The following is a 23,275-nucleotide window of genomic DNA, read 5'->3' on the forward strand; positions in this document are numbered from 1 at the left end:
CCGGCCACGCCCGTCACCGTTCAGCCGCCGGCCGCACGCGCGTCCGCCAGCGCGAACGACACCGTCACCCGAGCGCCCCCGAGCGGCGCGCGGGCGATCGTCAGCTCGCCGCCGGCCGTGCGGGCCGCCCGGGCCACGATGTCCAGCCCCAGCCCGGTGGAACCGCCGACGCTGACGCCCCGGGTGAGGGCCGCCTCGGGGTCCGCGACACCCGGTCCGGCGTCGTCGACCGTGAGGTGCACGTGCCGGTCCCGGCGTTCCACGCGTACCACGAAGCGGGTGCCCTGGGGGGTGTGCCGGAAGACGTTGCCGATCAGGGCGTCGACGACGGCGGCGAGATCGTCCTCGGGGAAGGCCACGGGGGTCGGACGCGGGGTGAGGGAGCGCTCGAACGGCCGCTCCTGCTGGGCGGCGAGGACCGACCAGAAGTCCAGGCGCATGGCGACCACCTCGGCGACGTCGCACGGTTTCGCCGTGCCCGCCCCCGGCCCGGCGAGCTGTGCGGCCGCGAGCGGCGTGCGCGCCGCCGCGATGATCGAGTCCAGCTCGCGTTCCAGCTGGCCGGCCGCCTCCGTGACCCGCTGCGCGCTGGGCGTCGCGCCCATCCGGTCGGCCTCCAGGTACAGGGCGGTCAGCGGGGTGCGCAGCCGGTGCGAGAGGTCGGCGACCAGTTCGCGTTCGACGGCGAGGAGGTCGACGACCCGGTCGGCCATGGTGTTGAACGCCACTCCGGCCTCCTGGAGCTCGGGCGGGCCGTCCGGTTCCACCCGTACGCCGAGGTCGCCCGAGCCGAGGGCGAGTGAGGCGCGCTTGAGGCCCCGGGAGGAGCGGACCACCCGGGCGCCGAGCCGGTCGGCGACCAGTACCGAGCCGCCCACCAGCCCCAGGGCGAGCAGGGCCATCACCCCCCAGGAGGCCGTCACGCCCCGGGTGAGGTCCGCGGCGGGCACGTAGGCCTCGACGACCGCGACCCGCTCGCCCCGCAGGACGACGGGCTGGAGGTAGGCCCAGCCGTCCGGGGTGTCCACGGCGATCGTCTCGCGCCCCCGTACGGCCCGGTCGAGCGCCTCCTCGGGCGCGTGCGGGGTGCCGACGAAGCCGCCGTCGGGCAGCCGCACGACCAGCTGGTCGGCGGAGCCGAGTTCCGCGACGGCCTGCTGGACGTCGGCGCGCCGGGTGGTGAGGGCGAGCACCGGCGAGAGGGCCGCGGCGCGCTGCTCCGCGGCGGTGGTGACCCGGTCGCGTGCCTGTTCACGTACGAGGAGGGCGAGCGGGATGAGGAACGACAACGCCACCATGGAGGTGACGGCCAGGGCGATCCCGGCGAGGGCACGTCTCATGGCGCGCTGACCAGCTTGATGCCGATGCCGCGCACCGTGTGGAGGTAGCGGGGCTTTCGCGCCTTCTCCCCCATTTTGCGGCGCAGTGCGGAGAGATGGACGTCGACCGTCTGGTCCTCCACGTACGGCTGCTGCCACACCTCGGCGAGTATCCGCTGTCGCGAGATGACCTGGTCGGCGTTGGCGGCCAGGTAGGCGAGCAGGTCGAACTCGCGGCGGGTGAGGGACAGTTCCCGGCCGGCGAGGTGGGCGGTGCGTGCGGTGGGGTCGATGCGGAGGTCGGCGACCTGGAGGACGGGCAGCCGCGCGGCCCGCGGGCCGGCGGGCGTGGAGCGGCGCAGCACGGCGGCGAGCCGGGCCGCGAGCTGGCCGCCGGAGAAGGGCTTGACCAGGTAGTCGTCGGCGCCGGCGTTGAGCAGCCGGATGATCTCGCTCTCGTCGTCCCGGGCGGTGGCGACCAGCACCGGGACGCGGGATATCCCCCGGATCATCCGCAGCACGTCGAGCCCGTCGAGGTCGGGCAGGCCGAGGTCGAGCACGACGATGTCCGGCGGGCTCTGGGTGATGTCGCGCAGCGCCTCGAAACCCTGGTGTGCGGTCTTCACCGCGTAGCCGTGTCCGGTGAGGACCTCGATCAGCGCGGCCCGGATCACGGGGTCGTCCTCGACGACAAGTACGGAGGCCATGGGCAGGCACGTTAGCCGGTCGGTCACTATGGTGTCGTGTCCCGCCTCCTGCGCTACCTGATCATCTGGCTGTCCTGCACGGCGGCCAGTGTGACGGCCGTCATCATCACCATCCACTTCGTGGTGGGGTCGACCCGGCCGACCGCGCCGGTCGCCCAGACGGCGCCCAAGGAGTTGCCGGCCCCGCCCAGGCCGACCGTCTCCAAGACCGTGACGGCCACTCCCAGTCCGTCGCCGACCAGCCGCAGGCCCCGTCCGGTGCCGCCGCGCGCCAGCGCCGGGCCAACGCGGCCGAGCGCGACCCCCACGCCGACGCCGAGCCCCCGCACCACCGCCCCGCGACCTCCCGCGGGCGGGGGCGACCCCGGGTGCGAGGAGGGCGGGGCGGGTGTGTACACGGTGCCCTCCGAGGGCGGCAAGGCGACCGTGCGGTTCGGCGGTGGCGGGGTGTGCCTGATCTCGGCGGTGCCGAACCAGGGCTTCACGGCCAGCACGGAGCAGGGCGCGCCGCAGACGCTGAAGGTCACGTTCACGGCGGGCCGCCACCGCTCGGAGATCACCGCGACGACACAGCCGCAGAGCCGGGCCGACGTCCGCGAGGTGTCGTGGTGACGGTCACGTCGTGGCGCAGGAGGCCCCGTTCAGGCGGAACGCGGCCGGGGCCGTGTTGGTGCCGCCCTTCTGGCCGGTGAAGCCGAGGGTGACCGTGCCGCCGGCCGGGATGGTGGCGGTGTAGGAGGCCGGGGCGACGCTCACCGCGCCCGCGTTCTGGGTGGCGGTGCCGCCCCACATGTGGGTGACGGTCTGGCCGTCGGCGAAGGCGAAGGCGAGCGTCCACGGACCGAGGGCGGCGTTCCCGGTGTTGCGGACGGCGATCTCGCCCTGGAAACCGCCCGGCCACTCGCCCACGACGCGGTAGCCGACGGAGCACGAGGCGCCCGGGGTGCCGCCGCCCTCGTCGGTGGTGACCTCCACGGCGGCGGAGCGGGCGGACCGGTTGCCCGCCGCGTCACGGGCCAGGACGGCGAAGGTGTACGTGGTGCCGGCGGCGAGGCCGGTCACGGTGGCGGTGGTGGTGGCCGAGGAGGCGACCGTGGTGTCGGTGCCGTCGTCGACGCGGACGACGTCGTAGCCGGTGACGGCGGTGTCGTCGGTGGCGGCGGTCCAGCCGAGGGTGACGGAGGTGTCGGTGACCGCGGTGGCGGTCGGGGTGCCGGGAGCCGTCGGGGCCTGGGTGTCCGGGTCGCCGCCGCCGTAGACGGTGGCCTCCTTCGAGGTCCGGGCGATGCCGTTGGCGCCGTGGAAGATGCGTTCGCCCCAGTCGCTGAGCCTGCTCGGGTCGAAGTCGAGCGCCAGGTCCAGGACCGGGTCGGTGTTGCCGCTCCACGACCAGGCCAGGTAGCCGAGGTGGAGTCGCTCGGCGGTGGCCATCATGGTGTCCTCGTCCGGGTCGCCGTACTGGTCGGCCGGGCCGCCGAACTCCCCGATGAGGATGGGTAGTTCCGCGTCCACGAAGGCGTTCAGGTAGTCGGTGATCTCCTGGGCGGTGTCGAAGACGCTGTACATGTGGATGGAGAAGATCAGGTTGCCGGTGGGGTCGGCGTCGTAGACGGTCCGCGCGTTGGCGCGCATGACGCCCTGCCAGTCCTGGCCCCAGTTGGGGGCGTCCACCATGATCGTGTGCTGGAGCCCCGCGTCGCGCAGCTTCTTGACGGCGGCGACGGTCGGCTCGGTCCAGCCCGCGGGGTCGGTGTTGCCCCAGGGCTCGTTGCCGATGTTGACGACGACGTAGTCCTCCTGGCCGGCCAGGACGTCCTTGAGGCCGATCCAGTAGTCGGCGGCGTGGTCGAGGGTGCCGGCCGCGGCGTCATCGCCGTACCCGGTGGTGTCGTGCACCTCCAGCACGCAGATCAGCCGGTTGGCCTTGCACTGCTCGATGACGGCGGCGACGTCCTCGGGGCCGTTCTCGCTCCAGCGGTACCCGTCGGAGAGGACGACCCGGACGCTGTTCGCGCCCAGCGCCTTGACGTCGGCCAGCGACTGCGTCTCGCCGGGGTACCAGGTGTGGGCGTGGTTGACCCCGCGCATGACGAAGTCGTTGCCGTTGCCCTCCACCAGCCGGCCCTCGCTGATGTGCAGGCCGGCCGCCTGCGCACCGGCCGACTGGACGCCCGCGGCCCGCCCGGCCGGCGACTGGGCCACGGCGGCGCCCGGGCAGAGGGCGCCGACGACGACCAGCCCGATCAGTGCGGCGAGGCCGGCCACCAGGCGGGCCGCGAGGGTCTGCGGCGGTGCGGGGGTATCGCGTCTTGCTGTACGCACGGCGACTCCAGGACTGAGTAGTGCGGACACGGGGGCGGAAGACGGTGGGGGTGACGAAGTCAGAGTGTGGGAGCGCTCCCACAAAGTGTCTCCATGAAACTAACCATGCCGCGTACACGTCAAGGCTGCGGACAGAAATCGCTTGCCCCGCCGGAGATGGGGCGGGAACAGGGCAGCACCGGTCCGGCGTCAGTCCACCGTCACGACGACCGAGTGCCGACCGCTGGCGCCGTCGGGCACGGTGCGGGTGCGCCGCGCCGTCTGCACCTCGCCGGCCCGGTCGGTCGCCCGCACGCCGAGGGTGTGACCGCCCTTGGTGGCCCGCCAGGCGTACGACCACTGTCGCCAGGTGTCGCGCGAGTCCCCGGCTGCCAGGGTGGCCTCCTCCCAGGGGCCGTCGTCGACGCGGACCTCGACCTTGCCGATGCCGCGGTGTGGGCCCAGGCGACTCCGGCGACCATCACCGTGCCCGCCTTCGGCCGGGCGAAGGGCTTCGGGGTGTCGATCCGGGACTGCGTCTTGATCGGTGCCTCACGGGCCCAGTCGCGCTTGACCCGGTACGAGTCGTAGGCGTCGAACGTGGTCAGCTCGATGTCCTCGATCCACTTGCAGGCCGAGACATAGCCGCAGAGGCCGGGCACGAGCATGCGGACGGGGAATCCGTGGTCGAACGGCAGGGGCTCGCCGTTCATCCCGACGGCGAGCATGGCGTCGCGGCCGTCCATGACGTCCTCGACGGGGCTGCCGATGGTCATGCCGTCCACGGAGCGGGCCACCAGCTGGTCCGCGGGGCCGCCCGCCGAGGGCGGACGGACGCCGCACGCCTCCAGCAGGCCGGCGAGCCGGACGCCGATCCAGCGGGCGTTGCCGACGTACGGGCCGCCCACCTCATTGGACACACAGGTGAGGGTGATGTCCCGCTCGATCGGCTCCCGCCGCAGCAGGTCGCCGAAGGTCAGCGTCTTCTCCCCGGTGACCCCGTCGCCGTGCACGCGCAGCCGCCAGGTCGTGGCGTCCACCCTGGGGACCACCAGGGCGGTGTCGACCCGGTAGAAGTCACCGTTGGGGGTGACGAAGGGGCTGACCCCCGCCACCCCGACCTGTGCCCGTCGGGGCACCGCCGGTGCTGGTGAGCCGGGCGGCGGAAGGGTGACCTCTTCCCGGGAGGCGACCGCTTCCCGGCCGCCCGCGCCGCCCAGGGCCCGGCCCAGCACACCGGCCCCGGCCGAGGCCGCGGCGGCAGCCGTCGCCGCGATCACGAACCGGCGCCGGTCCCAGCCCGCGCCCCGCTCCCCCGGCGCCTCCCGGCGCGCTACCGGCAGGAGCCCGGCCGGCGCGTACAGGAGTGCCGCGCCGGCGATCGCCCCCAGGACTGAGGGGAAGGCGTCCGTCGCGCCGGTGGAGTCGGGCCTGCCGGGGGCCGCCGCGGCTCCGACGGCTCCGAAGAGGAGGACTCCCGCCGCGCCGGTGCGCCGGTGACGGGCGGCGAGCGCGCCGAGGGCCAGGGCGAACAGGGACAGCACGGCGAGGATGCCGAGCTGGAGCACCAGTTTGTCGTGGGTGCCGAAGGTGCGGATCACCCAGTCCTTCACGGCGGCCGGCGTACGGTCGATCGCGGCGGAGCCGACCGCGACGACCGGGCCGGCCTGCGGGCGTACCGCGGCCGCCGCCAACTCGGCGACGGCGAGCGCGGCACCGCCCGCCAGAAGACCGGTCAGCGCCCCCGGCCCGAGGCGTGTCCAGGTCCTGGCCGACGGTTCGCGCGGGGTCTTGCCGTGGTCGCTCACGCCGGTCATACGGCACCGGGCGGCGGGCGGATTGGTGGCGCGTCGCCCGCGGTCACCGTGCCCCCGTCCCGAAGGTGTGGTCCAGCACCGTGCGCATCGCCCGACGCACCGCCGTGCGCGACTCGTCGGTCACGTCGATGGTCTCGAAGCCGTGGTGGCCGTGCGGCACGTCGATCACCTCCACGTCCGCCCCGCACTCCTCGGCCGCGGCCAGGAACTCCTCGACGGTGGCGGCGAGTTCCGGCATCTCCCGTCCCACCCGGGTGAGCACGACGGGCAGTTCACCCGCCTTCGCCACGGCGGACGCCGGTCGCAGACGGGTCTCGGACAGTCCCCAGTTCGGCAGGGGCGCCAGCACGGGGTAGGTGGCCGCCAGGCAGCGCAGCCAGGCGGGGGGCTCGTCCAGCCAGTCGGCGGCGATCAGGCCCCCGCCGGAGAAGAACCACAGCGCGATCCGGTCCCCGTCCACCCGGGGATCGGCCCGCGCCAGCTCCACGGCGGCGGCCACGTCCGCCGCGGCCCGCTCGTAGTCGCCGAGGTCGTGCAGGCGGTGGTCGAGGAGGACGCCCACGGCTCCGTCCCCGGCCACGCCCCGCGCGTACCCGGTCAGGCCGGGCCACTCCCGCGGGGTCGGCCGGGCGTCGGCGGGGACCGGCCCGCCGTGCACGAACACCACGGCGGGCCGAGGCTCCTCGGCGTCGGGCAGGTAGAGGTCGACGTTCCCGTGCCGCTCCCTCGGGACGTCGGGCACATCCATCAGGAAGGGCCGCAGGTGCCCCGGTCCCGCGGCGTCGTCGACCGGCTCCAGCCGGTGCCCCTCACCCGCCGCGGCCCGCAGCAGGACGTCCGTCAGCTCTTCGGGGCGGGAGAGCATCGGCCAGTGCCCAGTGGGGAGTTCGAAGAAGGTCACCCGGGGGTCGGTCAGGGGGCGCAGCGCGGGATCGCCGAGGCGCACCAGCATCTGGACCAGCTCGATGCTCGTGCCGTTGCCGGTGCACAGCACGCCGGTGCTGGGCACCCGGCCGACCGCGCCGGTCAGCCGCAGCGGCTGGAGCAGGGTGCCCAGGGGCTGGGGCGCGGCGAGGGCGGTGAGCCGGTCCAGTGCGGCGTCGGGGACTCCCTCGGTGCTGCCCCAGCGCGGCCATTCGTCGTGCGCCGGGGGTGGCAGCACCCCCTCGGCCCGCTCTGCTCCGCCGGTTCCGGCGAGACGCTCGCGCAGGGACTGGTCGGGTACGGCGGCCAGGGCCGGGACGCCGTCCCTCGGCAGGCCCGAGTCCAGATGGACGATCCGCTGGATGCGCTCCGCGCGCCGGTCCGCGGCACCGACGGCCGGGTGGATGCCGTAGTCGTGGCCGACCAGCACGATCCGCCGGTCCTCTGTCACGCCCACCGAGTCGACCGCCGCGAGCACGTCCGCGATGTGGGTGTCCAGGTCCACGGCGGCGTCCGTGGCCGCGCGTGGTCCGTCGAGGCCGGTGAGGGCGACCGTGCGCACCTCGGCTCCCGCCGCGGTCAGGCGCGCGGCGGTGCCCTGCCAGATGTGTGTGCCGGTGAACATGCCCGGCACCAGGATGAACGCGGTCATCATCTGCTCTTCCCTCCGTCCGCGGCGGCGGCCCGGCCCGATCGCCGGGCCGCCGCCGGTACGGTAGGAACTCCCCCTGAGGGAGGTTCAAGTGTCCACGTCGAACGACGGCCTGTGCGGCATCGGCGAGCTGGCCGAGGGCGCGGGTGTCACCGTCAAGACGGTCCGCTTCTACTCGGACCGGGGTTTGCTGCCGGAGGCGTCCCGCAGCGCCGGCGGCCATCGGCGGTACGGTCCCGAGGCACTCGAACGGCTGCGGCTGATCCGCTCGTTGCGCGCCCTGGGCCTGGGCGTTCCCGAGGTACGGCGGATTCTCGACGAGCGGCAAGCGGAAGGCGCGGCGGGCGGCGGTGGAGGGGGCGGAGCGCTGGAGGCCGCGGTGGCGGGCCGGCTGCGTGAGGTCGGCTCCGAACTCAGGGCGTTGCGCTGGCGGGAGGCCGCGCTGCGGCTGGTGCAGGAATCCCCGCCCGGTGAACAGGCCGACCGGCTGCGGTTGATCGGTGCCGTGTCCGTCCCGCCCAGCACGGCGCCGCTGGTGCGGTTCTGGCGCGGCTGGCTGCCGGCGCGGATGCCGGCCCGGTCGGCCGGCGCGTTCCTGGACGTCGCGGTCCCGCAGCCGCCCGACGACCCGGCTCCGGCCCAGGTCCTGGCCTTCGCCCGCCTCAACGCCCTCACCCTCGCCCCCTGCCCGGGCACCGCCCGCCCCCAGCCCGAGGCGCACCGGGCCGCCGACGCCCGGGGGGCCGCCGTACTGTACGCGGGGCTCGCGGAGGCGTACGAGCTGGCCGCTGTGCACCTGCGCCGGGGCCGGGAGCCGCATCAGGGTGAGGCACTGGACGGGTTCGTCGCCGCCTACACGAGTGCGTACGGCGTGCGGGACACCCCCGGCTTCCGCCGCCGGCTGGCCGGGCAGCTCGCGGCCGATCCCCGCCTGGACGGCTACTGGGAGCTGGTGGCCGAGGTGAACACCGCGCCGGGCGGGCGGCCGGAGCCGACGCCCGGGACCGCGCACGACTGGCTGCTGGCGGCGCTGACCGCTCAGACGGGGGTGGTGCCGGATCAGCGCACGTCGCCCCGCCAGTCGAAGCGGCGGGCGTCGCCCGGCCTCGGGACGTAGACGGAGCGGCCGCCCGCCCCGTAGCGGCCTATCTCCGTCGCCAGCGCGACTCCTCGGCCGCGCTCCTGCTCCGTGAGGTCCGTGACGTCCAGCAGCAGGCCGTCCAGGGGGCCGCCCACCAGGTGCGCGTAGACCCGCCCGGCGCGCGGTCCGGGGCTGTCGTGGTCCGCGCCGTAGACCCTGCCCCGCATGAACTCCACCTCATCCATGAGGTGAAGCCTCGCATCCGCCACTGACAACGGCCCGCGCGCCCGGAACCGGCCGCCCGCTACAAGGGGGGTTCGTCCAGCAGTTCGAGGAGACAGCGGGCGACGGCCGCGGCCGTCGCGGCACCGGCGGCGCCGGACACGGTGGGGAAGAGCCTGCCGTAGGCGGCCGCGCGGTTCAGGGCGCTGAGCCGCCAGGCGAGGCTCACCGCGCGCCGCAGCTGCGCGGGCGTACGTCCGGTGCCCGTCCAGGGTTCGAGGTAGGCGTCGCGCAGGCGCGGCAGCACCCGCCTCCCGTAGCGCTCGCCCGCCCGGCGGGCGGGGACGGCGAGGCTGGAGAAGGGGTGGGCGACGACGGCGTCGCCCCAGTCGAAGAAGGTGAACCTGCCCGGCGCGGGGCAGAAGAGCTGGCCGTCGTGCAGGTCCGCGTGGTCGAGGGAGTCGGGGACGCCCAGGGCCGCGAGTTCCGCGCGCCAGTCCAGCAGGCGGGGGCGCAGTTCGCGGAGCGCGGCCCGGTCCCGGGACGGCAGCGGGGTCTCGTCGAGCCGGTCGAGGGCGCCGGGCAGCGCGTCGGCGGGCACGGCGGGCACACCCAGGCGTTCGATCTCGCTCGCGCGCGGGGTCAGGGCGTGCTGCACGGCCGCGTACTGGCGCAGGAGTTCCTCCCACGCGGCGGGAGTGACCGCCTCCCGTGCCAGGACGTCCCGGAAGAGCGGCCCTCCGTCGGGCAGCAGCGCCCAGCCCCGGCCGGGGTCCACCGCCAGCGGCTCCAGTACGTGCCCGGGGACCCAGCGGGCCAGCGCCGCGGTCAGCGCGCCCTCGAAGGCGCTGGCCGGCGGATTCGCCTTGAACCACACCGCATCGCGTCCCACGACGTCGACCCGCAGCAGGACGGACCACGGCCGCAGCCGCGCCCGCCAGGCTCCCGTGGGCCGCAGGCCGTGGGCGGCCAGGCGGGACTCGGTCCAGCCGATGGCCTCGGTGCGCCAGGCCGGTTCCTCCCAGGGGGTGACGGTGTCCTGGTACCGACCCCGGTCCACGGTCACCGGCGTGCCACTGAGCATCACGCCATCCCAGCACCGTGCGCCGCGCGCGGCCACCGGATTTCGCCCGGCCCGGGACGCCCTGGGGCCCCGGGCCGGGCGAAGGTCGATCAGACCAGGTCGAAGCGGTCGAGGTTCATGACCTTGACCCAGGCGTCGACGAAGTCGTGCACGAACTTCTCCTTGGCGTCGTCGCTCGCGTAGACCTCGGCGAGCGCCCGCAGCTCGGAGTTGGAGCCGAACACCAGGTCGGCGCGGCTGCCGGCCCACTTGACCTCGCCGGTGGCGGCGTCGCGTCCCTCGAAGGTGGTCTGGTCCTCGGACGTCGCCTTCCACGTGGTGCCCAGGTCGAGCAGGTTGACGAAGAAGTCGTTGGTCAGCGAGCCCGGCGTCCGGGTGAACACCCCGAGCTGGGACTGCTGGTGGCCCGCGCCCAGCACCCGCAGGCCACCGACCAGGACGGTCATCTCGGGCGCACTCAGAGTGAGCAGGTTCGCCCGGTCGAGGAGCAGGTACTCGGCCGGCAGCCGGTTGCCCTTGCCGAGGTAGTTGCGGAAGCCGTCGGCGGTCGGCTCGAGCGCCTCGAACGACTCGGCGTCGGTGTGCTCCTCCGTCGCGTCCACGCGGCCCGCGGCGAAGGGCACCTCCACCTGGAAGCCGGCTTCCTTGGCGGCCTTCTCGACGGCGGCCGAGCCGCCGAGGACGATCAGGTCGGCCAGGGACACCTTCTTGGCGCCCGAACCGGCGTTGAACTCCCGCTGGACGCCTTCCAGGACGCGCAGCACCTGCGCCAGCTCGTCGGGCTCGTTGACCTCCCAGCCGCGCTGCGGCTCCAGGCGGATGCGGGCGCCGTTGGCACCGCCGCGCTTGTCGCTGCCGCGGAAGGTGGACGCCGAGGCCCAGGCGGTGGTCACCAGCTGCGCCACCGACAGGCCCGACTCGAGGAGCTTGGTCTTGAGGGTCGCGATGTCCTCGGCGTCGATGGTCTCGCCCTCGGGCTCGGGCAGCGGGTCCTGCCAGAGCAGCGTCTCCTCGGGGACCTCCGGGCCGAGGTACAGGGACTTCGGGCCCATGTCACGGTGGGTCAGCTTGAACCAGGCGCGGGCGAAGGCGTCCGCGAACTCCTCCGGGTTCTCGTAGAACCGGCGGGAGATCGGCCCGTAGACGGGGTCGAGGCGCAGCGACAGGTCGGTGGTGAGCATCCGGGGGCGGTGCTTCTTCGACGGGTCGTGCGCGTCGGGGATGATCTCCGGGGCGTCCTTGGCCACCCACTGGTTGGCGCCGGCCGGGCTCTGTTCCAGCTCGTACTCGTACTCGAAGAGGTTCTTGAAGAAGCCGTTGCCCCACTGGGTGGGCGTGCTGGTCCAGGTGACCTCCAGGCCGGAGGTGATGGCGTCGCCGCCCTTGCCCGTGCCGTGGCTGCTCTTCCAGCCGAGGCCCTGCTGCTCCATGGCGGCGGCCTCGGGGTCGTCGCCGACGGCGTCGGCCGGGCCGGCGCCGTGGGTCTTGCCGAAGGTGTGGCCGCCGGCGATCAGCGCGACGGTCTCCTCGTCGTTCATCGCCATGCGGCGGAATGTCTCACGGATGTCGCGGGCGGCGGCGATCGGGTCCGGGTTGCCGTTGGGGCCTTCCGGGTTGACGTAGATCAGGCCCATCTGGACGGCGCCGAGCGGGTTCTCCAGCTCGCGGTCGCCGGTGTAGCGCTGGTCGTCGAGCCAGGTGGTCTCGGGGCCCCAGTAGACGTCCTCCTCGGCCTCCCAGACGTCGGCGCGGCCGCCGGCGAAACCGAAGGTCTCGAAGCCCATCGTCTCCAGGGCGACGTTGCCGGTGAGGACCAGCAGGTCGGCCCAGGAGAGGTTCTGGCCGTACTTCTTCTTGACCGGCCACAGCAGGCGGCGGGCCTTGTCGAGGTTGCCGTTGTCCGGCCAGCTGTTGAGCGGGGCGAAGCGCTGCTGGCCGGCGCCGGCGCCGCCGCGGCCGTCGCTGATGCGGTAGGTGCCCGCGCTGTGCCAGGCCATCCGGATCATCAGCGGGCCGTAGTTGCCGAAGTCGGCGGGCCACCAGTCCTGCGAGGTGGTCAGCACCTCGGCGATGTCCCGTTTCACGGCCTGCAGGTCGAGGGCGTTGAAGGCCGCGGCGTAGTCGAACTCCTCGCCCAGCGGGTTGGCGACGGCGGGGTTCTTGGCGAGGATCTTCAGGTTGAGCCGCTCCGGCCACCACTGACGGTTTCCGCCGCCCTGCGTGGGGTGGGCGGCGCGTCCGTGGGCGACCGGGCAGCCGCCCGTCTCCTCGGCCTTCGCGTCGGTCACGATGGCGTCGTGGTTCTCGGACATGGGAATCCTTCCGGACGGGGCGGATCAAGGTGCTGGGGAACTGCCGGGGGTGGAGCAGTCGGGGCACAGGCCCCGGTAGATGACCTCGGCCTCGTCTATCACGAAGCCGCGGTCGTCGGAGGCGGTCAGGCAGGGCGCGTCGCCGACGGCGCAGTCGACGTCGGCGAGGGCACCGCAGGACCGGCACAGGACATGGTGGTGGTTGTCACCGACCCGTCCCTCGAACCGCGCCGGGCCGCCGGGCGGTTCGATACGGCGCACGAGCCGTGCCGCGGTGAGGGCGTGCAGGGCGTCGTACACGGCCTGGAGGGAGACGTGTCCCACGCGTCGGCGCACCCCGGAGGTGAGCGCCTCGGCGTCGAGGTGATCCCCCGCCCGTACGGTCTCGAGCAGCGCGACGCGGGCGGCGGTCACCCGCAGTCCCGCCCGACGCAGCTCATCGGCGGTGGCCGGATTCCGGGAGTGCCGGGATGCCGTCATGGCGGCGAACCTACTCCCTGAGACACGAACCACTCAAGGAAACGAACGACTCCAGCGTGGTAAACAACGTGCGTGGCGGGCACTGGCATGGGATGCCGCCCCGTACAGCGCGACGACAGGAATGAGTGGCCGGTGCTTTTGAAGACGTTCCGCTGGGCCTTCGCCGTCACGGCCCTCGGCCTGGCGGCGGGCGTGCTCTACGACGGCTGGACCGCCCTCGGCATCGTGGCGATCCTGTCCGTCCTGGAGATCTCGCTGTCCTTCGACAACGCGGTGATCAACGCCGGGATCCTGAAGAAGATGAACGCCTTCTGGCAGCGGATCTTCCTCACCGTCGGCATCGTGATCGCGGTGTTCGGCATGCGGCTGGTCTTCCCGGTGGTGATCGTGGCGATCAGTGCCCGGCTGAGTCCCTGGAACGCGGTGCACCTGGCGCTCACCGACAAGGACCGCTACCAGGAGCTGGTGACGGACGCCCATCCGTCGATCGCGGCCTTCGGCGGCATGTTCCTGATGATGATCTTCCTCGACTTCGTCTTCGAGGACCGGGAGATCAAGTGGCTGGGATGGCTGGAGCGTCCACTGGCCAAGCTCGGCAGGGTCGACATGCTGTCGGTCTGCATCGCCCTGATCGTGCTGCTGGTCTCCGCGACCACCTTCGGCGCCCACGCCCACCAGCACGGCGGGGCGCATGCCGACAAGGCGGAGACGGTCCTGCTGGCGGGCGTCGCCGGTCTGATCACCTACATGGTCGTGGGCGGCCTCTCCGGCTTCTTCGAGCAACGGCTCGAGGACGAGGAGGAGCGTGAACAGGAGGCGGAGGAGGACGAGGAACGGGCCGGGAGGCCGTCCGGGTCCCCCGTCAGGCTGGCGGGCAAGGCGGCGTTCTTCATGTTCCTCTACCTGGAGGTCCTGGACGCGTCGTTCTCCTTCGACGGCGTCATCGGCGCCTTCGCCATCACCAACGACATCGTCCTGATGGCCCTGGGCCTGGGCATCGGCGCCATGTACGTGCGGTCCCTGACCGTGTACCTGGTCCGCCAGGGCACCCTCGACGACTACGTCTACCTGGAGCACGGCGCGCACTACGCCATCGGCGCCCTGTCGCTGATCCTGCTGGTCACCATCCAGTACGAGATCAACGAAATCATCACCGGGCTCGTCGGCGTGGTCCTGATCGGCGCGTCCTTCTGGTCCTCCGTGCGCCGCAACCGCGCGCTGCGGACCGCCTCTTGAGCGGTGGGGCCGGTGCGCTAGATTTTGCAGCGCCTTGACCTCGATCACTCACGATCCCTCACGCTACGGAGCCGGCAACGCCATGAGCGACATCGTCAACGGACTCGGCCGGGCCGCCGCCTACGGCGGCCTGGGTCTGGTCCTCCTGGTCCTCGGCATCGTCCTGGTGGACGTGCTGACACCCGGAAAGCTCGGCCGGCAGATCTGGGAGCAGCGCAACCGCAACGCCGCCCTGGTGCTCAGCTCCGCGCTGCTCGGGATCGGCGGCATCGTCTTCACCTCCATATGGACGACGTACGAGGACTTCGGCAAGGGCCTGGTCTCCACGGCCGTGTTCGGACTGCTGGGCCTGGTGATGATGGCGGTGGCCTTCCTGGTGGTCGACCTGATCACCCCGGGGCGGCTGGGCGCGACGCTGGTCGAGCCGGAGCCGCACCCGGCCGTGTGGGTGACGGCGTCCTGCAACCTCGCGGTCTCCGCCGTCATCGCGGCCTCGATCGCCTGACACCGCCGGGTGCCGTCACCGAAGGCGCCTGATGTCACCGCGCACCCGGTAGAAACCGCCCGACGCGGCGTGCAGCGCGTCGACCACGTAGCGCGCGCCCGGCTCCCGGATCGCCCTCGGGAACTGGACGTTCCAGGACCGGTCGTACCCTTCCGTCACCACGTGGATCCGGGTACGGCCGTTCTCCTGGACGCACTCCACCACGACGGAGCCCGCGGGCGCCGCGGTCACGGTCGTCACCGCGGCCGCGGCGGTGGCGGGCGCGTACGTCGGCAGGGTGGCGGCGAGCTTGACGTCCCGGGCGACGGGCACCGAGCCCTGCTGGGCGGCCGTCACCGCCGTCTCGCTCGCGTCCACGCACACCAGGGAACCGTCGGTGGTGACGAGGAACAGCCGCTCGTCGCGGTACTGCATGGACAGGGCGGAGCCGCCGCCCGTGCCCAGCTTCCACAGCCGGGTGCCGTCCCGGTCGAAGCAGTACACCGAGGACGCGGAGTCACCGGCGAAGACGAACCGGCCACCGGGAGAGGTGGCGCACGAGTACACCGGGCTGTCGCAGTGGTACGTCGCCTCAACGGCACCGGTGGCCTTGGACAGCCGCTGGACCGTGTGCCGCGCGGTGCCCGCGTAGACCGCGTCGTCCTCCTGCCAGCCGAAGAGCACGGCCCCCTGGGTGGGGGTGTGCCACAACTCGGCGCCGCCGTCCGGGGAGTGGGCGGTCACGCCGCGGGTGTGCCCGTGGTAGACGGCCCGGTCGTCGGCGCGCACCATCCAGGCGTGCTCACCGCGTCCGCCGCGCGACCACTGGTGTTCGTCCTCGTGGTCGATCACGGTGAGCCGTCCGGCGCGGTCCGCGACGTTCAGCACGCCCTCGTGGATGTCGAGCCAGAAGATGTCCACGTCGGCCGCGATGTCGTAGGCGGCGAAGGGCAGTTTGGACGACAGGTCGTACACCCGGCCGTCGTCGCAGCCGGCGTAGATCCAGAAGTCGTCGGCGACCAGGCACTTGACGCCGTCCGGCAGTTGGTAGCGGGCGAGGACCTCCCCGCCGTGGGCGAGGGTGTAGACGTCGCCCGCCTGGTTGCCCACCCAGCACTTGTCCTCGTCGATGTGGATGCCGAAGGCGGCGGAGCCGGTGCGGAACCGCCACAGGACCGGTGCGACCGCACGGGCGGTGGACGGCGCGGAGGCCACCTGCCGGCGGGTGACCGCGCGGGGCGCGCGCTGTCCCGGCACGGCGGGCTCGTAGCCCTTGCGCACCTTCTCGCCTATCTTCTTGGCGGCAGCGGCCTCCGCCTTCTGGGCGGTGGGGAAGGTCGACGTCTGGGTCTGTCCTGCCGCGCCGATCCTGCCGTAGCGCACCGTCACGACCTGTCCCTGGACGGTGACTTCGTAGAACTTGTGCGCGCTCCCGTCGTCCTGCGACAGCTCCAGGTACGTGCTCGACATGGCAGACCTCTCCCCGGCCGGTCCCGCGGCGTGTCCGCGAGTTCCACTGATCACACCGTAGGAGGTCCCACTGACAGTCGGCCGTGGCACCGGATCGGCCTGTGCGGTGGCTCAGGAGACGGTCGCGGGCGGCGGGGCCCAACGGCGGCTGCGGGCAGCGGCACCGGAGACGCCGTACTCCTTTCTCAGTTGCTCGGGGATGGCGTAGTGCATGACGCGTCCGCGCGTGAGGGAGGAGAGTTCGAGGGCCGTGGTGAGGTGGCCGAGCCGGTCCAGGGCCCACGCGCCCAGCGGTGAGCGGTCCTCGATCGCCTCCAGGACGCCGAGGAGGTGCGGGGCTGCCTTGACCAGGGTGTCCCAGGCCGTGCGGGGGACGTCCAGCCAGTCGGCGCACGTGTCGCCGACGAGGTAGCGGATCAGGGCGGAGACGACCGGGTCGAAGAGGGTGCCGGGGACGACTTCCTCGTACAGGTCGATCAGTTGCCGGGTGAGGTGGGCGCCCTCCTCGGAGGGACCCATGTGGCGGAGCATGTACAGGTCGAGGAACCGGCGTGCCTCGTCGAGCGTGGTGGGGGCGGCCGCCTGGTCGACGCCGAGCATGGCACCGACGACGCGCCAGGCGTAGTAGTAGGCGTCCGCGCCTTCGGCGGACATGTGGACGCCGAGTCGGTGCAGGCTGTCCAGGACGAGCAGGGAGAAGAACATCTGCCCGCCGATCATGTCCTCCTGGCAGATCGGTACGCCGAGGGCCTCGGTGTCCCAGCGGTTCTCCCGCTTCAGGTGGTGGCGGATGGCGGCGTGCAGCAGGCGCACCTTCTGGGCAGCCGGGATGAAGCGACCCCCGGCCTCGAACGCGTCGGGCCGCATGAGGTAGACGGTGAACTGGCCGGTCTCCGCCATCCGTTTGGAGGGGTAGTTCAGACCGTGGGTGGCCGACAGCAGCCGGGCCACGTGCGGGACGACGTAGCAGGCGGGCATGGACGCGAAGGACAGCGCGGTGGAGATGTGCACGTTGTTGTCGATGAAGAACAGGCGGGCCCGCTCCATCTCGTCCCAGTCCACCCAGTCCGGCGGGGTGCCGGTCACCCGCAGGTACTCCCGGGCGACGCCCGGGAGGCCGTCCGGGAGTTCCTGGCCGCTGGTGGAGACGTAACGCATCAGGGAGTTGAACGTGCCGACCTCGCCGCGTTCGAACAGGGTGGCGACGACGGCGTCGGCCAGTTCGTCGCCGTCGCGGCGCAGGGCGTCCATCGACTTCTCGGTGGGGGGCATCGCGGTCTCCTCGTCAGTGCGTCCGGTCGGTGGCCTGCTGGGCGAGTTCGCGCAGCGCCCGGCGCGCGTGCGGTGGTGTCCCGGTGGCGTCCAGGGCGCGGGTGGCGCGCTCCACGCGGGTCGCGATCAGCTGCTCGATCCGTTGCGGTGCCTTCAGCTCCCGCATGAGCTGGCGCACGTCGCGCAGATGGGTCGCGTCCAGGTCGTCGCGGCCCAGCAGGGCGCCCAGCCAGGCCCGTTGGGTCGCGTCGGCCGCCTTCCAGGTCTCGGCCAGCAGTGCGGTGGGCCGGTGGGCGCGCAGGTCGTCCAGACCCGACTTCCCGGTGCGTTCCTGGTCCCCGAACAGACCGAGCAGGTCGTCGCGCAGCTGGAACGCCTCGCCGAGCGGCAGGCCGTAGGCCCGGTAGGTGTCCCGCAGGGCGGGGGCGGCGCCGGCGAGCAGGCCACCGATGAGCAGGGGGTGCTCGACGGTGTACTTGGCGGTCTTGTAGCGGACGACCTTCAGGGAGGTGTCGGTGTCCGGCGAACCGCCGGTGTGCAGGATCTCCAGGCACTCGCCGGCGATGAGTTCGCGGGCGAGCGCGGTCCACAGGTCCCGGGCGCGGGCGAGATAGGCGGCAGGCAGACCGCTGGTGGTGAACAGGCGGCCCGCGAGGACCATCAGGTGATCTCCCACCAGCAGGGCCAGGGACCGCGCCGCCGTCCGGGCCCCTGGGCGGCCGTCCCGGGCGAGCACGGCCTCCAGGGCCATGTGGGCGGTGGGCAGGCCGTGGCGCAGGGCGCTGTCGTCGATGAGGTCGTCGTGCACGATCGCGGCGGCGTGCACCAGTTCCATGGAGGCAGCCGCCCGGACCAGTGCGTCGCTCTCCGGCTGTCCGGCCCCCCGCCAGCCCCAGTAGCAGAAGGCCGCGCGCAGCCGTTTGCCGTGCCCGGCCGAGTCCCGCAGCCGCTCGGCCACGGGAGCGAGGGCTTCGTCGACCGCCACGAGGTGACCGGCCTCCTCGGCCAGGAAGTCCCGCAGGACGCCGTCGACGCGCGACTTGAAGCCGGCCGGGTCCCAGCGGTCAGACATCGCCGTCGTCGGCTGCCCGGCGCGCCCGCACGTGCCGGGCGAGAACCTCCAGGTGGGCGGGTGGCACGTGCGCGTAGCGGTCCATGACCAGCCTGCCCCGGGCCTGGAGGTCCTCTTCCGCCTCCCGTACGAGGTCGGCGGTGTCCGAGCGGCCGAGGAGCCCGCGCAGCCCGCCCACCGCCGAGCCGATCGTGCTCACCGCCAGGTCGGCGAGTCCGGCGGCCAGCAGCACGGCCCGGTCGTCCTCGCCCGTCCCCCGTCGTCTCGAATGCGTCATTCTTCCGCCCCAGGTGGTCACGTGGTCACGGACGCGCCCGGTCGACGGCGCGTCCGATCAGAGCATGACCGGAGGGACGGGGCGGAAGATCCCGAATACCCCTTTGAGCGATGTGGGGAACAGGTGTCAGGAGGTCCGCTCGACGCTCCACCGCGGCAGCCGCTCGAAGAAGGCGACGGCGTCCTCGCGCCACCGCGGACGCCAGCCGGCCGCCACCTGGCGGGCCCGCTCGGCGTACTGCCGCATGTCCGCGCGCATCCGGTCGTCGACACCTGCGCGTTCGCCGATCGCGCGGATCTCGGCGACGGTCTCCGGTGCGCAGGCGGGGTCGCCCAAGGCCTTTTCCACGAAGGCCCGCTCGGGGCCGCTCACGGCCGACAGCAGGCGGACGACGGTGTACGTGTGCCGGCCCTCGCGGATGTCGGTACCGGTCGGCTTCCCCATCGCCTCCGCGTCGCCGAACAGGTCCAGGTAGTCGTCGCGCATCTGTCCGCAGATGCCGAGCAGGCGGGCGTAGTCGCGCAACTCCGTTTCGTGGGCGGCCGGTTGCTCTCCCGCGGCCAGGAGTCCGAGGCACAGGGGGGCGAGGACCGAGTAGCGGGCCGACTTGTGGTCGGCGACGGCGTGCAGCACGTCGTCGTCCGGGGCGGTGTCGGTGAAGTCGCGTTCCAGGTCGACGATCTGGCCCACGAAGGTGTCGGCCGCGGCCCGGGTCTGGACCTCGACCATCGCCTGCCGCACCTCGGCGGGCAGCTCGGCCTCCAGGAGCACGCGCAGGGAGAGGGCGAGGGCCAGGTCGCCCGCGAGCACGGTGAGGGCGAGCGCGGCCCGCGGGTGGTGGGGGAACCTCTCCCGGTAGGCGTAGTACGTCGTGGGTCCGCCCCTGCGGGTGGCACTGTCGTCGATGAGGTCGTCGTGCACCAGGCCGTGGGTCTGCAGCAGTTCGACGCTCAGCGCGGCGGCGTCCAGCCCTTCCACCGGCTCGGCGGTCACCAGTCGCGCCGCCTCGTGCAACAGCACGACCCGCATCCGCTTGCCGCCGCGCAGCGACAGGTCGCGCAGCAACTCGACGCAGTCCGGGGTGAAGCGGCTGAAGGACGGGGCGTCCAGTGCCGTGCCCAGCCTGTCGAAGTACTCGGCGAAGAGCGCGTTGAACCGGCGCTCGTATCCCGCGACGCGGGCCTGCGGCTGCTCGGTCATGACGAGGTCCTCCTGTGGACGGGACGGATGACGCGCTCCGCAGTGTGTCAGGGCATGCCGCGAGGCGTGCGGCGCGGGTCGGCGGGGCCGCTCGGCGCCCCCAGCCCGTGGCTACGGCGTCGACGTCGCCGGTTGCGCCCGTCTGCCGCGTCCGTACGCGCCAGGGCCCGGCCCCGCCGATCGCGGGGCCGGGCCGTGGAACGCGCGCACGCTCAGCCCTGGCGGGCCTTGAAGCGTGGGTCCTTCTTGTTGATCACGTAGGTCACGCCACGGCGGCGCACCACCTGGGCGCCGGGCCTGGCCTTGAGGGCGCGCAGGGAGTTGCGGACCTTCATGAGTGCCTCCTCGCTCGTCGGGCGCCGTTCAGCGTTCCTCGCGGAACGGCACGTGCTCCCCCGCCACCGGGTCGTACTTGCGCAGGACGAGCCGGTCGGGGTCGTTGAGGCGGTTCTTGCGGGTGACGTAGGTGACGCCGGTCCCGGCGGTCGACTTCAGCCTGACGACCGGGCGTGCGGTGCTGCGTGCCATGGTGCTCCTTCCGACCGCGGCGCGGGCTGCCGTTCTGTCCCGCGCATGTCAGTCACGCCGCACAACGCCGGCAGCCGCCGGGGCATTCCCCACCGGCCGTGCGCGTCAGCACTCCTGCCACAGCCGGGTCATCACCCGTACGCCGAAGCGCAGGCCCTCCAGCGGCACCCGCTCGTCGACGCCGTGGAAGAGGCGGCCGTAGTCGAGGTCGTGGGGCAGCTTGAGCCCCTTGAAGCCGAAGCACCGGATGTCGAGCTTGGTGAAGGCCTTGGCGTCCGTGCCGCCCGGGTTGCAGTAGGGCACGGGGTGGCCGTCGGGGTCCTCGGCGCGTACGGCGGCGCACATGGCGTCGACGAGCGGGCCCTCGAAGGCGGTCTCCATGGCGATGTCGTGGTTGACCCACTCGCGGGACACCGAGGGCAGGAGCAGCGCGTCGATCGTGTCGATCAGCTCCTGCTCGTGGCCCGGCAGGAAGCGGCCGTCCACGCGGGCCGTGGCCCGGCCGGGGATGACGTTGGTCTGGTAGCCGGCCGTGAACATGGTCGGGTTGGCCGAGTTGCGCAGCACGACCTGCATGAAGTCGGCCACATGTCCGAGCTTGGCCAGTTCGGCGTCCAGGTCGTCGGCGTCGAGGTCGAGGTCGATCCCCTTCAGGCGGGCGGCCTCGGCGAGCAGCGCGCGTACCGGTTCGATCAGCCGGACGGGGAAGGTGTGCCGGCCGATGCGGGTGAGGGACTCGGCGAGGTCGGTGACGGCGTTCTCGTCGTTCGGGGAGGAGCCGTGTCCGGCGCGGCCCGACGCCGTCAGCTCCATCCAGGCCATGCCCCGCTGGGCGTTCTCGATCGGGTAGAGGCGCCGGGTGTCGTCCAGGGCGTAGCTGAAGCCGCCGCCCTCGCCGATCGCCTCGGTGACGCCCGCGAACAGCTCGGGCCGGTGCTCGACCAGCCAGTGGGCGCCGTACTTGCCGCCGGCCTCCTCGTCGGCGAGGAAGGCGAGGACGATCTCGCGGGCGGGCCGGGTGCCGGTACGGGCGAAGTGGCGGGCGGTGGCCAGCATGACGGCCACCGTGTCCTTCATGTCGATGGCGCCGCGGCCCCACAGGTAGCCGTCCCGGATCTCGCCGGAGAACGGCGGCACCCGCCACTCGGCCGGGTCGGCCGGTACGACGTCCAGGTGGCCGTGGACCAGCAGGGCGCCGCGCGCCGGATCGGTGCCCGGGATGCGGGCGACGACGTTGGCGCGGCCCGGGGCGCTCTCCACCAGTTCGGAGGCGATGCCGGCCTCGGCGAGCCTGCTCACGACCCAGTCGGCGCAGGCCCGCTCGTCGCTGGTGGGGTTGGAGGTGTCGAAGCGGATCAGCTCCGCGCAGAGGTCGACGACTTCCCGCTGCGCCTCCTCGGAGGCGGGAACGGCCGGAACGGGGCCGGGGACGGTGGTGCTCACGGTGCTCCTACGGTGGCCGTGCCGGTGGCGGCCGCCGGGGTGGGTTCGGTGGTGTCGTCCAGGGCCGTGGTGCCGTACGTCCTGATCCAGCCGGCGAGGCCGAGGACGCAGTAGAGGACGAAGGCGGTCAGCAGGGAGTTCAGGGCGGGGATGCCGCCGTCGTAGAACTTGCCGACGCAGAAGGCGACCGCCCAGATGACCAGGGACATCGGCACCCAGGTCGGCGAGGTGGCGGGCAGGGTCTCCGCCTCGCGGGTGGCGTCCAGGGGCGCCCGCATCCGGCGCACCACCCAGTACTCGGCGACGATGATGCCGCCCACCGGCGGGATGGCGACGCCCAGCACGGAGAGGAAGTCGGTGAAGTGGGTCATGATGCCGACGGCGGAGAGCAGGGTGCCCGCGATGCCGAGGACGATGGTGACCGCGCCGCGGTGCACGCGCTTGCCGAAGACGACCTGGAAGAAGTTCACGACGCCGAGCGAGGAGCCGTACAGGTTCCAGTCGTTGATCTTCGCGGTGGACATCAGCACGACGAGGACGCCGAAGACACCGGAGGTGGAGAGCACGATCTGGGAGACCTGGCCGCTGCCGACCATGTGGCCGAGCAGCACGCCGGTCAGGCCGACGATGTACTCGGAGAGGATCATCGAAGAGGCGCTCTGCAGGAAGACGTGGCTGCCCTTGCGGTTGTAGCGGGTCATCTCCGGGGAGACGATCGCGCCGGTCATGAAGCCGCCCGCGATGGCGGTCGCGGCGACGGCGAGCGGGATGGTCTCACCGGGTGCCGGGGAGTGGACCAGCTCGGAGAACGAGTGGTCGCTCAGCGCGTCGGTGACCGACCAGGCGACCATGGCGAAGAACAGCGGCGTGACGATCTTCGCGAAGACGGCCATGTACCGGAAACCGAAGATGACCAGCACGGTGATGGCGACGCCGGCGGCCGTGCACCACAGCCAGGAGGGACCGCCGACGAGCGCGGACACGCTGTCGCCGAAGATCGTGTTCTGTACCCCGAACCAGCCGACGAGGCTGACCGAGATGACCAGGCTGACCAGTGCCGAGCCGTTGCGGCCGAAGCCCGCCCAGCGGGTGAGCAGCGGGGTGGCCAGACCCTCGCGCATGCCGGCAAGGCCGATCGCGAAGATCACGACTTCGAGGATCACCGCGCCGAGGGTGAACGCGAGGAACGCGTCGCCGAAGGTCATGCCGACGCCGATGGTGGCGCCGAGGGTGAACTGCGAGATGGAGCCGGACTGCGCGAGCCACTGCAGCAGCATGGTCCAGAAGCCGAGCCGCTTGTCGCGCGGGACTCGGGAGAGGGCGTAGTCGTCGCTGCCCACGGCTCCCGGGGCCGAGGCCGCCGGTTCTCCGGCGGGGTTCTTGTGCATGGCCAT

Annotated in this window: 22 protein-coding genes and 1 pseudogene; 4 read left to right on the plus strand and 19 right to left on the minus strand. The window is 72.8% G+C overall.

Annotation, left to right across the window (positions count from 1 at the left end):
* Window positions 1-20: 20 nt before the first annotated feature.
* From ACZ6IM_RS15830 to ACZ6IM_RS15840, 3 genes are read right to left on the minus strand one after another with little or no spacing between them, the layout of a single operon-like run.
* Window positions 21-1,340, minus strand: coding sequence for a sensor histidine kinase (locus ACZ6IM_RS15830; RefSeq protein ID WP_469557032.1), 1,320 nt, complete (start codon window positions 1,338-1,340; stop codon window positions 21-23).
* A complete protein-coding gene (locus tag ACZ6IM_RS15835; RefSeq protein ID WP_469557034.1) occupies window positions 1,337-2,026 on the minus strand; it encodes a response regulator transcription factor in 690 nt (229 codons plus the stop codon). The genes ACZ6IM_RS15830 and ACZ6IM_RS15835 overlap by 4 nt, the downstream gene beginning before the upstream one ends.
* 53 nt (window positions 2,027-2,079) lie before the next feature.
* Window positions 2,080-2,424, minus strand: a complete 345-nt coding sequence (locus tag ACZ6IM_RS15840; RefSeq protein WP_469557036.1) for a hypothetical protein — start codon at window positions 2,422-2,424, stop codon at window positions 2,080-2,082.
* Here ACZ6IM_RS15840 and ACZ6IM_RS15845 point away from each other — a divergent pair.
* Complete coding sequence (locus tag ACZ6IM_RS15845; protein ID WP_052841406.1) at window positions 2,417-2,638, plus strand: hypothetical protein; 222 nt, start codon at window positions 2,417-2,419, stop codon at window positions 2,636-2,638. The genes ACZ6IM_RS15840 and ACZ6IM_RS15845 overlap by 8 nt on opposite strands.
* A 3-nt stretch (window positions 2,639-2,641) precedes the next feature.
* On the opposite strand, the gene ACZ6IM_RS15850 is transcribed toward ACZ6IM_RS15845, so the two are convergent.
* The 3 genes and pseudogenes from ACZ6IM_RS15850 to ACZ6IM_RS15860 all read right to left on the minus strand — a co-directional run bounded on the left by ACZ6IM_RS15850 (window position 2,642) and on the right by ACZ6IM_RS15860 (window position 7,720).
* The gene (locus ACZ6IM_RS15850) at window positions 2,642-4,348 is read right to left on the minus strand and encodes a cellulase family glycosylhydrolase (RefSeq protein WP_469557038.1); all 1,707 of its coding nucleotides are present in this window, start codon (window positions 4,346-4,348) and stop codon (window positions 2,642-2,644) included.
* Window positions 4,349-4,537: 189 nt separating this feature from the next.
* Window positions 4,538-6,144, minus strand: a pseudogene (locus tag ACZ6IM_RS15855) (molybdopterin-dependent oxidoreductase).
* A 43-nt stretch (window positions 6,145-6,187) separates the two neighbouring features.
* Window positions 6,188-7,720 (minus strand): alpha/beta hydrolase, encoded by a 1,533-nt coding sequence (locus tag ACZ6IM_RS15860; RefSeq protein ID WP_469557220.1) that lies wholly within the window; start codon window positions 7,718-7,720, stop codon window positions 6,188-6,190.
* A 91-nt stretch (window positions 7,721-7,811) separates the two neighbouring features.
* On the opposite strand from ACZ6IM_RS15860, the gene ACZ6IM_RS15865 reads away from it, so the two are divergent.
* The gene (locus ACZ6IM_RS15865) at window positions 7,812-8,837 is read left to right on the plus strand and encodes a MerR family transcriptional regulator (protein ID WP_052841292.1); all 1,026 of its coding nucleotides are present in this window, start codon (window positions 7,812-7,814) and stop codon (window positions 8,835-8,837) included.
* On the opposite strand, the gene ACZ6IM_RS15870 is transcribed toward ACZ6IM_RS15865, so the two are convergent.
* From ACZ6IM_RS15870 to ACZ6IM_RS15885, 4 genes are all read right to left on the minus strand, one after another.
* Window positions 8,780-9,046 carry a hypothetical protein gene (locus tag ACZ6IM_RS15870; RefSeq protein ID WP_052841291.1) on the minus strand — a complete coding sequence of 89 codons (267 nt, stop codon included), beginning with the start codon at window positions 9,044-9,046 and terminating at the stop codon, window positions 8,780-8,782. The genes ACZ6IM_RS15865 and ACZ6IM_RS15870 overlap by 58 nt on opposite strands.
* A 59-nt stretch (window positions 9,047-9,105) precedes the next feature.
* Window positions 9,106-10,107: a phosphotransferase gene (locus ACZ6IM_RS15875; RefSeq protein ID WP_469557041.1), complete on the minus strand. Its 1,002-nt coding sequence runs from the start codon at window positions 10,105-10,107 to the stop codon at window positions 9,106-9,108.
* An 89-nt stretch (window positions 10,108-10,196) separates the two neighbouring features.
* A complete protein-coding gene (gene katG, locus ACZ6IM_RS15880; protein WP_052841289.1) occupies window positions 10,197-12,419 on the minus strand; it encodes a catalase/peroxidase HPI in 2,223 nt (740 codons plus the stop codon).
* Window positions 12,420-12,443: 24 nt separating this feature from the next.
* The gene (locus ACZ6IM_RS15885; protein WP_052841288.1) at window positions 12,444-12,899 is read right to left on the minus strand and encodes a Fur family transcriptional regulator; all 456 of its coding nucleotides are present in this window, start codon (window positions 12,897-12,899) and stop codon (window positions 12,444-12,446) included.
* Window positions 12,900-13,031: 132 nt separating this feature from the next.
* Here ACZ6IM_RS15885 and ACZ6IM_RS15890 point away from each other — a divergent pair, with 132 nt between their 5' ends.
* Both ACZ6IM_RS15890 and ACZ6IM_RS15895 read left to right on the plus strand, forming a co-directional pair.
* Window positions 13,032-14,135 carry a DUF475 domain-containing protein gene (locus tag ACZ6IM_RS15890; RefSeq protein WP_469557044.1) on the plus strand — a complete coding sequence of 368 codons (1,104 nt, stop codon included), beginning with the start codon at window positions 13,032-13,034 and terminating at the stop codon, window positions 14,133-14,135.
* Between the two features lie 82 nt (window positions 14,136-14,217).
* Window positions 14,218-14,640 (plus strand): DUF350 domain-containing protein, encoded by a 423-nt coding sequence (locus ACZ6IM_RS15895; protein WP_052841286.1) that lies wholly within the window; start codon window positions 14,218-14,220, stop codon window positions 14,638-14,640.
* 15 nt (window positions 14,641-14,655) lie between these two features.
* On the opposite strand, the gene ACZ6IM_RS15900 is transcribed toward ACZ6IM_RS15895, so the two are convergent.
* The 9 genes from ACZ6IM_RS15900 to ACZ6IM_RS15940 form a co-directional block, all read right to left on the minus strand.
* Window positions 14,656-16,089 (minus strand): WGR domain-containing protein, encoded by a 1,434-nt coding sequence (locus tag ACZ6IM_RS15900; protein WP_052841285.1) that lies wholly within the window; start codon window positions 16,087-16,089, stop codon window positions 14,656-14,658.
* A 111-nt stretch (window positions 16,090-16,200) separates the two neighbouring features.
* On the minus strand, window positions 16,201-17,361 hold the full coding sequence (locus ACZ6IM_RS15905) for an oxygenase MpaB family protein (RefSeq protein ID WP_052841284.1): 1,161 nt from the start codon (window positions 17,359-17,361) through the stop codon (window positions 16,201-16,203).
* Window positions 17,362-17,374: 13 nt separating this feature from the next.
* On the minus strand, window positions 17,375-18,433 hold the full coding sequence (locus ACZ6IM_RS15910; protein ID WP_052841283.1) for a polyprenyl synthetase family protein: 1,059 nt from the start codon (window positions 18,431-18,433) through the stop codon (window positions 17,375-17,377).
* Complete coding sequence (locus ACZ6IM_RS15915) at window positions 18,426-18,710, minus strand: hypothetical protein (RefSeq protein ID WP_052841282.1); 285 nt, start codon at window positions 18,708-18,710, stop codon at window positions 18,426-18,428. The genes ACZ6IM_RS15910 and ACZ6IM_RS15915 overlap by 8 nt, the downstream gene beginning before the upstream one ends.
* Window positions 18,711-18,836: 126 nt before the next feature.
* A complete protein-coding gene (locus ACZ6IM_RS15920; RefSeq protein ID WP_052841281.1) occupies window positions 18,837-19,910 on the minus strand; it encodes a polyprenyl synthetase family protein in 1,074 nt (357 codons plus the stop codon).
* 212 nt (window positions 19,911-20,122) lie between these two features.
* Window positions 20,123-20,245 (minus strand): type B 50S ribosomal protein L36, encoded by a 123-nt coding sequence (gene ykgO, locus ACZ6IM_RS15925; protein ID WP_003978293.1) that lies wholly within the window; start codon window positions 20,243-20,245, stop codon window positions 20,123-20,125.
* A 28-nt stretch (window positions 20,246-20,273) separates the two neighbouring features.
* Window positions 20,274-20,438, minus strand: a complete 165-nt coding sequence (rpmG, locus tag ACZ6IM_RS15930; RefSeq protein WP_019330754.1) for a 50S ribosomal protein L33 — start codon at window positions 20,436-20,438, stop codon at window positions 20,274-20,276.
* Window positions 20,439-20,543: 105 nt separating this feature from the next.
* Window positions 20,544-21,881 (minus strand): M20/M25/M40 family metallo-hydrolase, encoded by a 1,338-nt coding sequence (locus tag ACZ6IM_RS15935; protein WP_052841280.1) that lies wholly within the window; start codon window positions 21,879-21,881, stop codon window positions 20,544-20,546.
* Entirely contained in the window at window positions 21,878-23,275 is a 1,398-nt protein-coding gene (locus tag ACZ6IM_RS15940; protein WP_052841404.1) for a cytosine permease, read from the minus strand. Before ACZ6IM_RS15940 ends, ACZ6IM_RS15935 begins: the two co-directional genes overlap by 4 nt.

It is taken from the genome of Streptomyces sp. NPDC042336 (assembly GCF_055581985.1).

Excerpts from the sequence above, each read along its gene's own strand:
- ACZ6IM_RS15870 (WP_052841291.1), bottom strand. The coding sequence starts at position 9,046 with ATGGATGAGGTGGAGTTCATGCGGGGCAGGGTCTACGGCGCGGACCAC.
- ACZ6IM_RS15940 (WP_052841404.1), bottom strand. The coding sequence starts at position 23,275 with ATGGCCATGCACAAGAACCCCGCCGGAGAACCGGCGGCCTCGGCCCCG.
- ACZ6IM_RS15915 (WP_052841282.1), bottom strand. The coding sequence starts at position 18,710 with ATGACGCATTCGAGACGACGGGGGACGGGCGAGGACGACCGGGCCGTG.
- rpmG (WP_019330754.1), bottom strand. The coding sequence starts at position 20,438 with ATGGCACGCAGCACCGCACGCCCGGTCGTCAGGCTGAAGTCGACCGCC.
- ACZ6IM_RS15895 (WP_052841286.1), top strand. The coding sequence starts at position 14,218 with ATGAGCGACATCGTCAACGGACTCGGCCGGGCCGCCGCCTACGGCGGC.
- ACZ6IM_RS15905 (WP_052841284.1), bottom strand. The coding sequence starts at position 17,361 with ATGCCCCCCACCGAGAAGTCGATGGACGCCCTGCGCCGCGACGGCGAC.
- katG (WP_052841289.1), bottom strand. The coding sequence starts at position 12,419 with ATGTCCGAGAACCACGACGCCATCGTGACCGACGCGAAGGCCGAGGAG.
- ACZ6IM_RS15860 (WP_469557220.1), bottom strand. The coding sequence starts at position 7,720 with ATGACCGCGTTCATCCTGGTGCCGGGCATGTTCACCGGCACACACATC.
- ykgO (WP_003978293.1), bottom strand. The coding sequence starts at position 20,245 with ATGAAGGTCCGCAACTCCCTGCGCGCCCTCAAGGCCAGGCCCGGCGCC.
- ACZ6IM_RS15920 (WP_052841281.1), bottom strand. The coding sequence starts at position 19,910 with ATGACCGAGCAGCCGCAGGCCCGCGTCGCGGGATACGAGCGCCGGTTC.
- ACZ6IM_RS15835 (WP_469557034.1), bottom strand. The coding sequence starts at position 2,026 with ATGGCCTCCGTACTTGTCGTCGAGGACGACCCCGTGATCCGGGCCGCG.
- ACZ6IM_RS15830 (WP_469557032.1), bottom strand. The coding sequence starts at position 1,340 with ATGAGACGTGCCCTCGCCGGGATCGCCCTGGCCGTCACCTCCATGGTG.
- ACZ6IM_RS15900 (WP_052841285.1), bottom strand. The coding sequence starts at position 16,089 with ATGTCGAGCACGTACCTGGAGCTGTCGCAGGACGACGGGAGCGCGCAC.
- ACZ6IM_RS15910 (WP_052841283.1), bottom strand. The coding sequence starts at position 18,433 with ATGTCTGACCGCTGGGACCCGGCCGGCTTCAAGTCGCGCGTCGACGGC.
- ACZ6IM_RS15875 (WP_469557041.1), bottom strand. The coding sequence starts at position 10,107 with ATGCTCAGTGGCACGCCGGTGACCGTGGACCGGGGTCGGTACCAGGAC.
- ACZ6IM_RS15885 (WP_052841288.1), bottom strand. The coding sequence starts at position 12,899 with ATGACGGCATCCCGGCACTCCCGGAATCCGGCCACCGCCGATGAGCTG.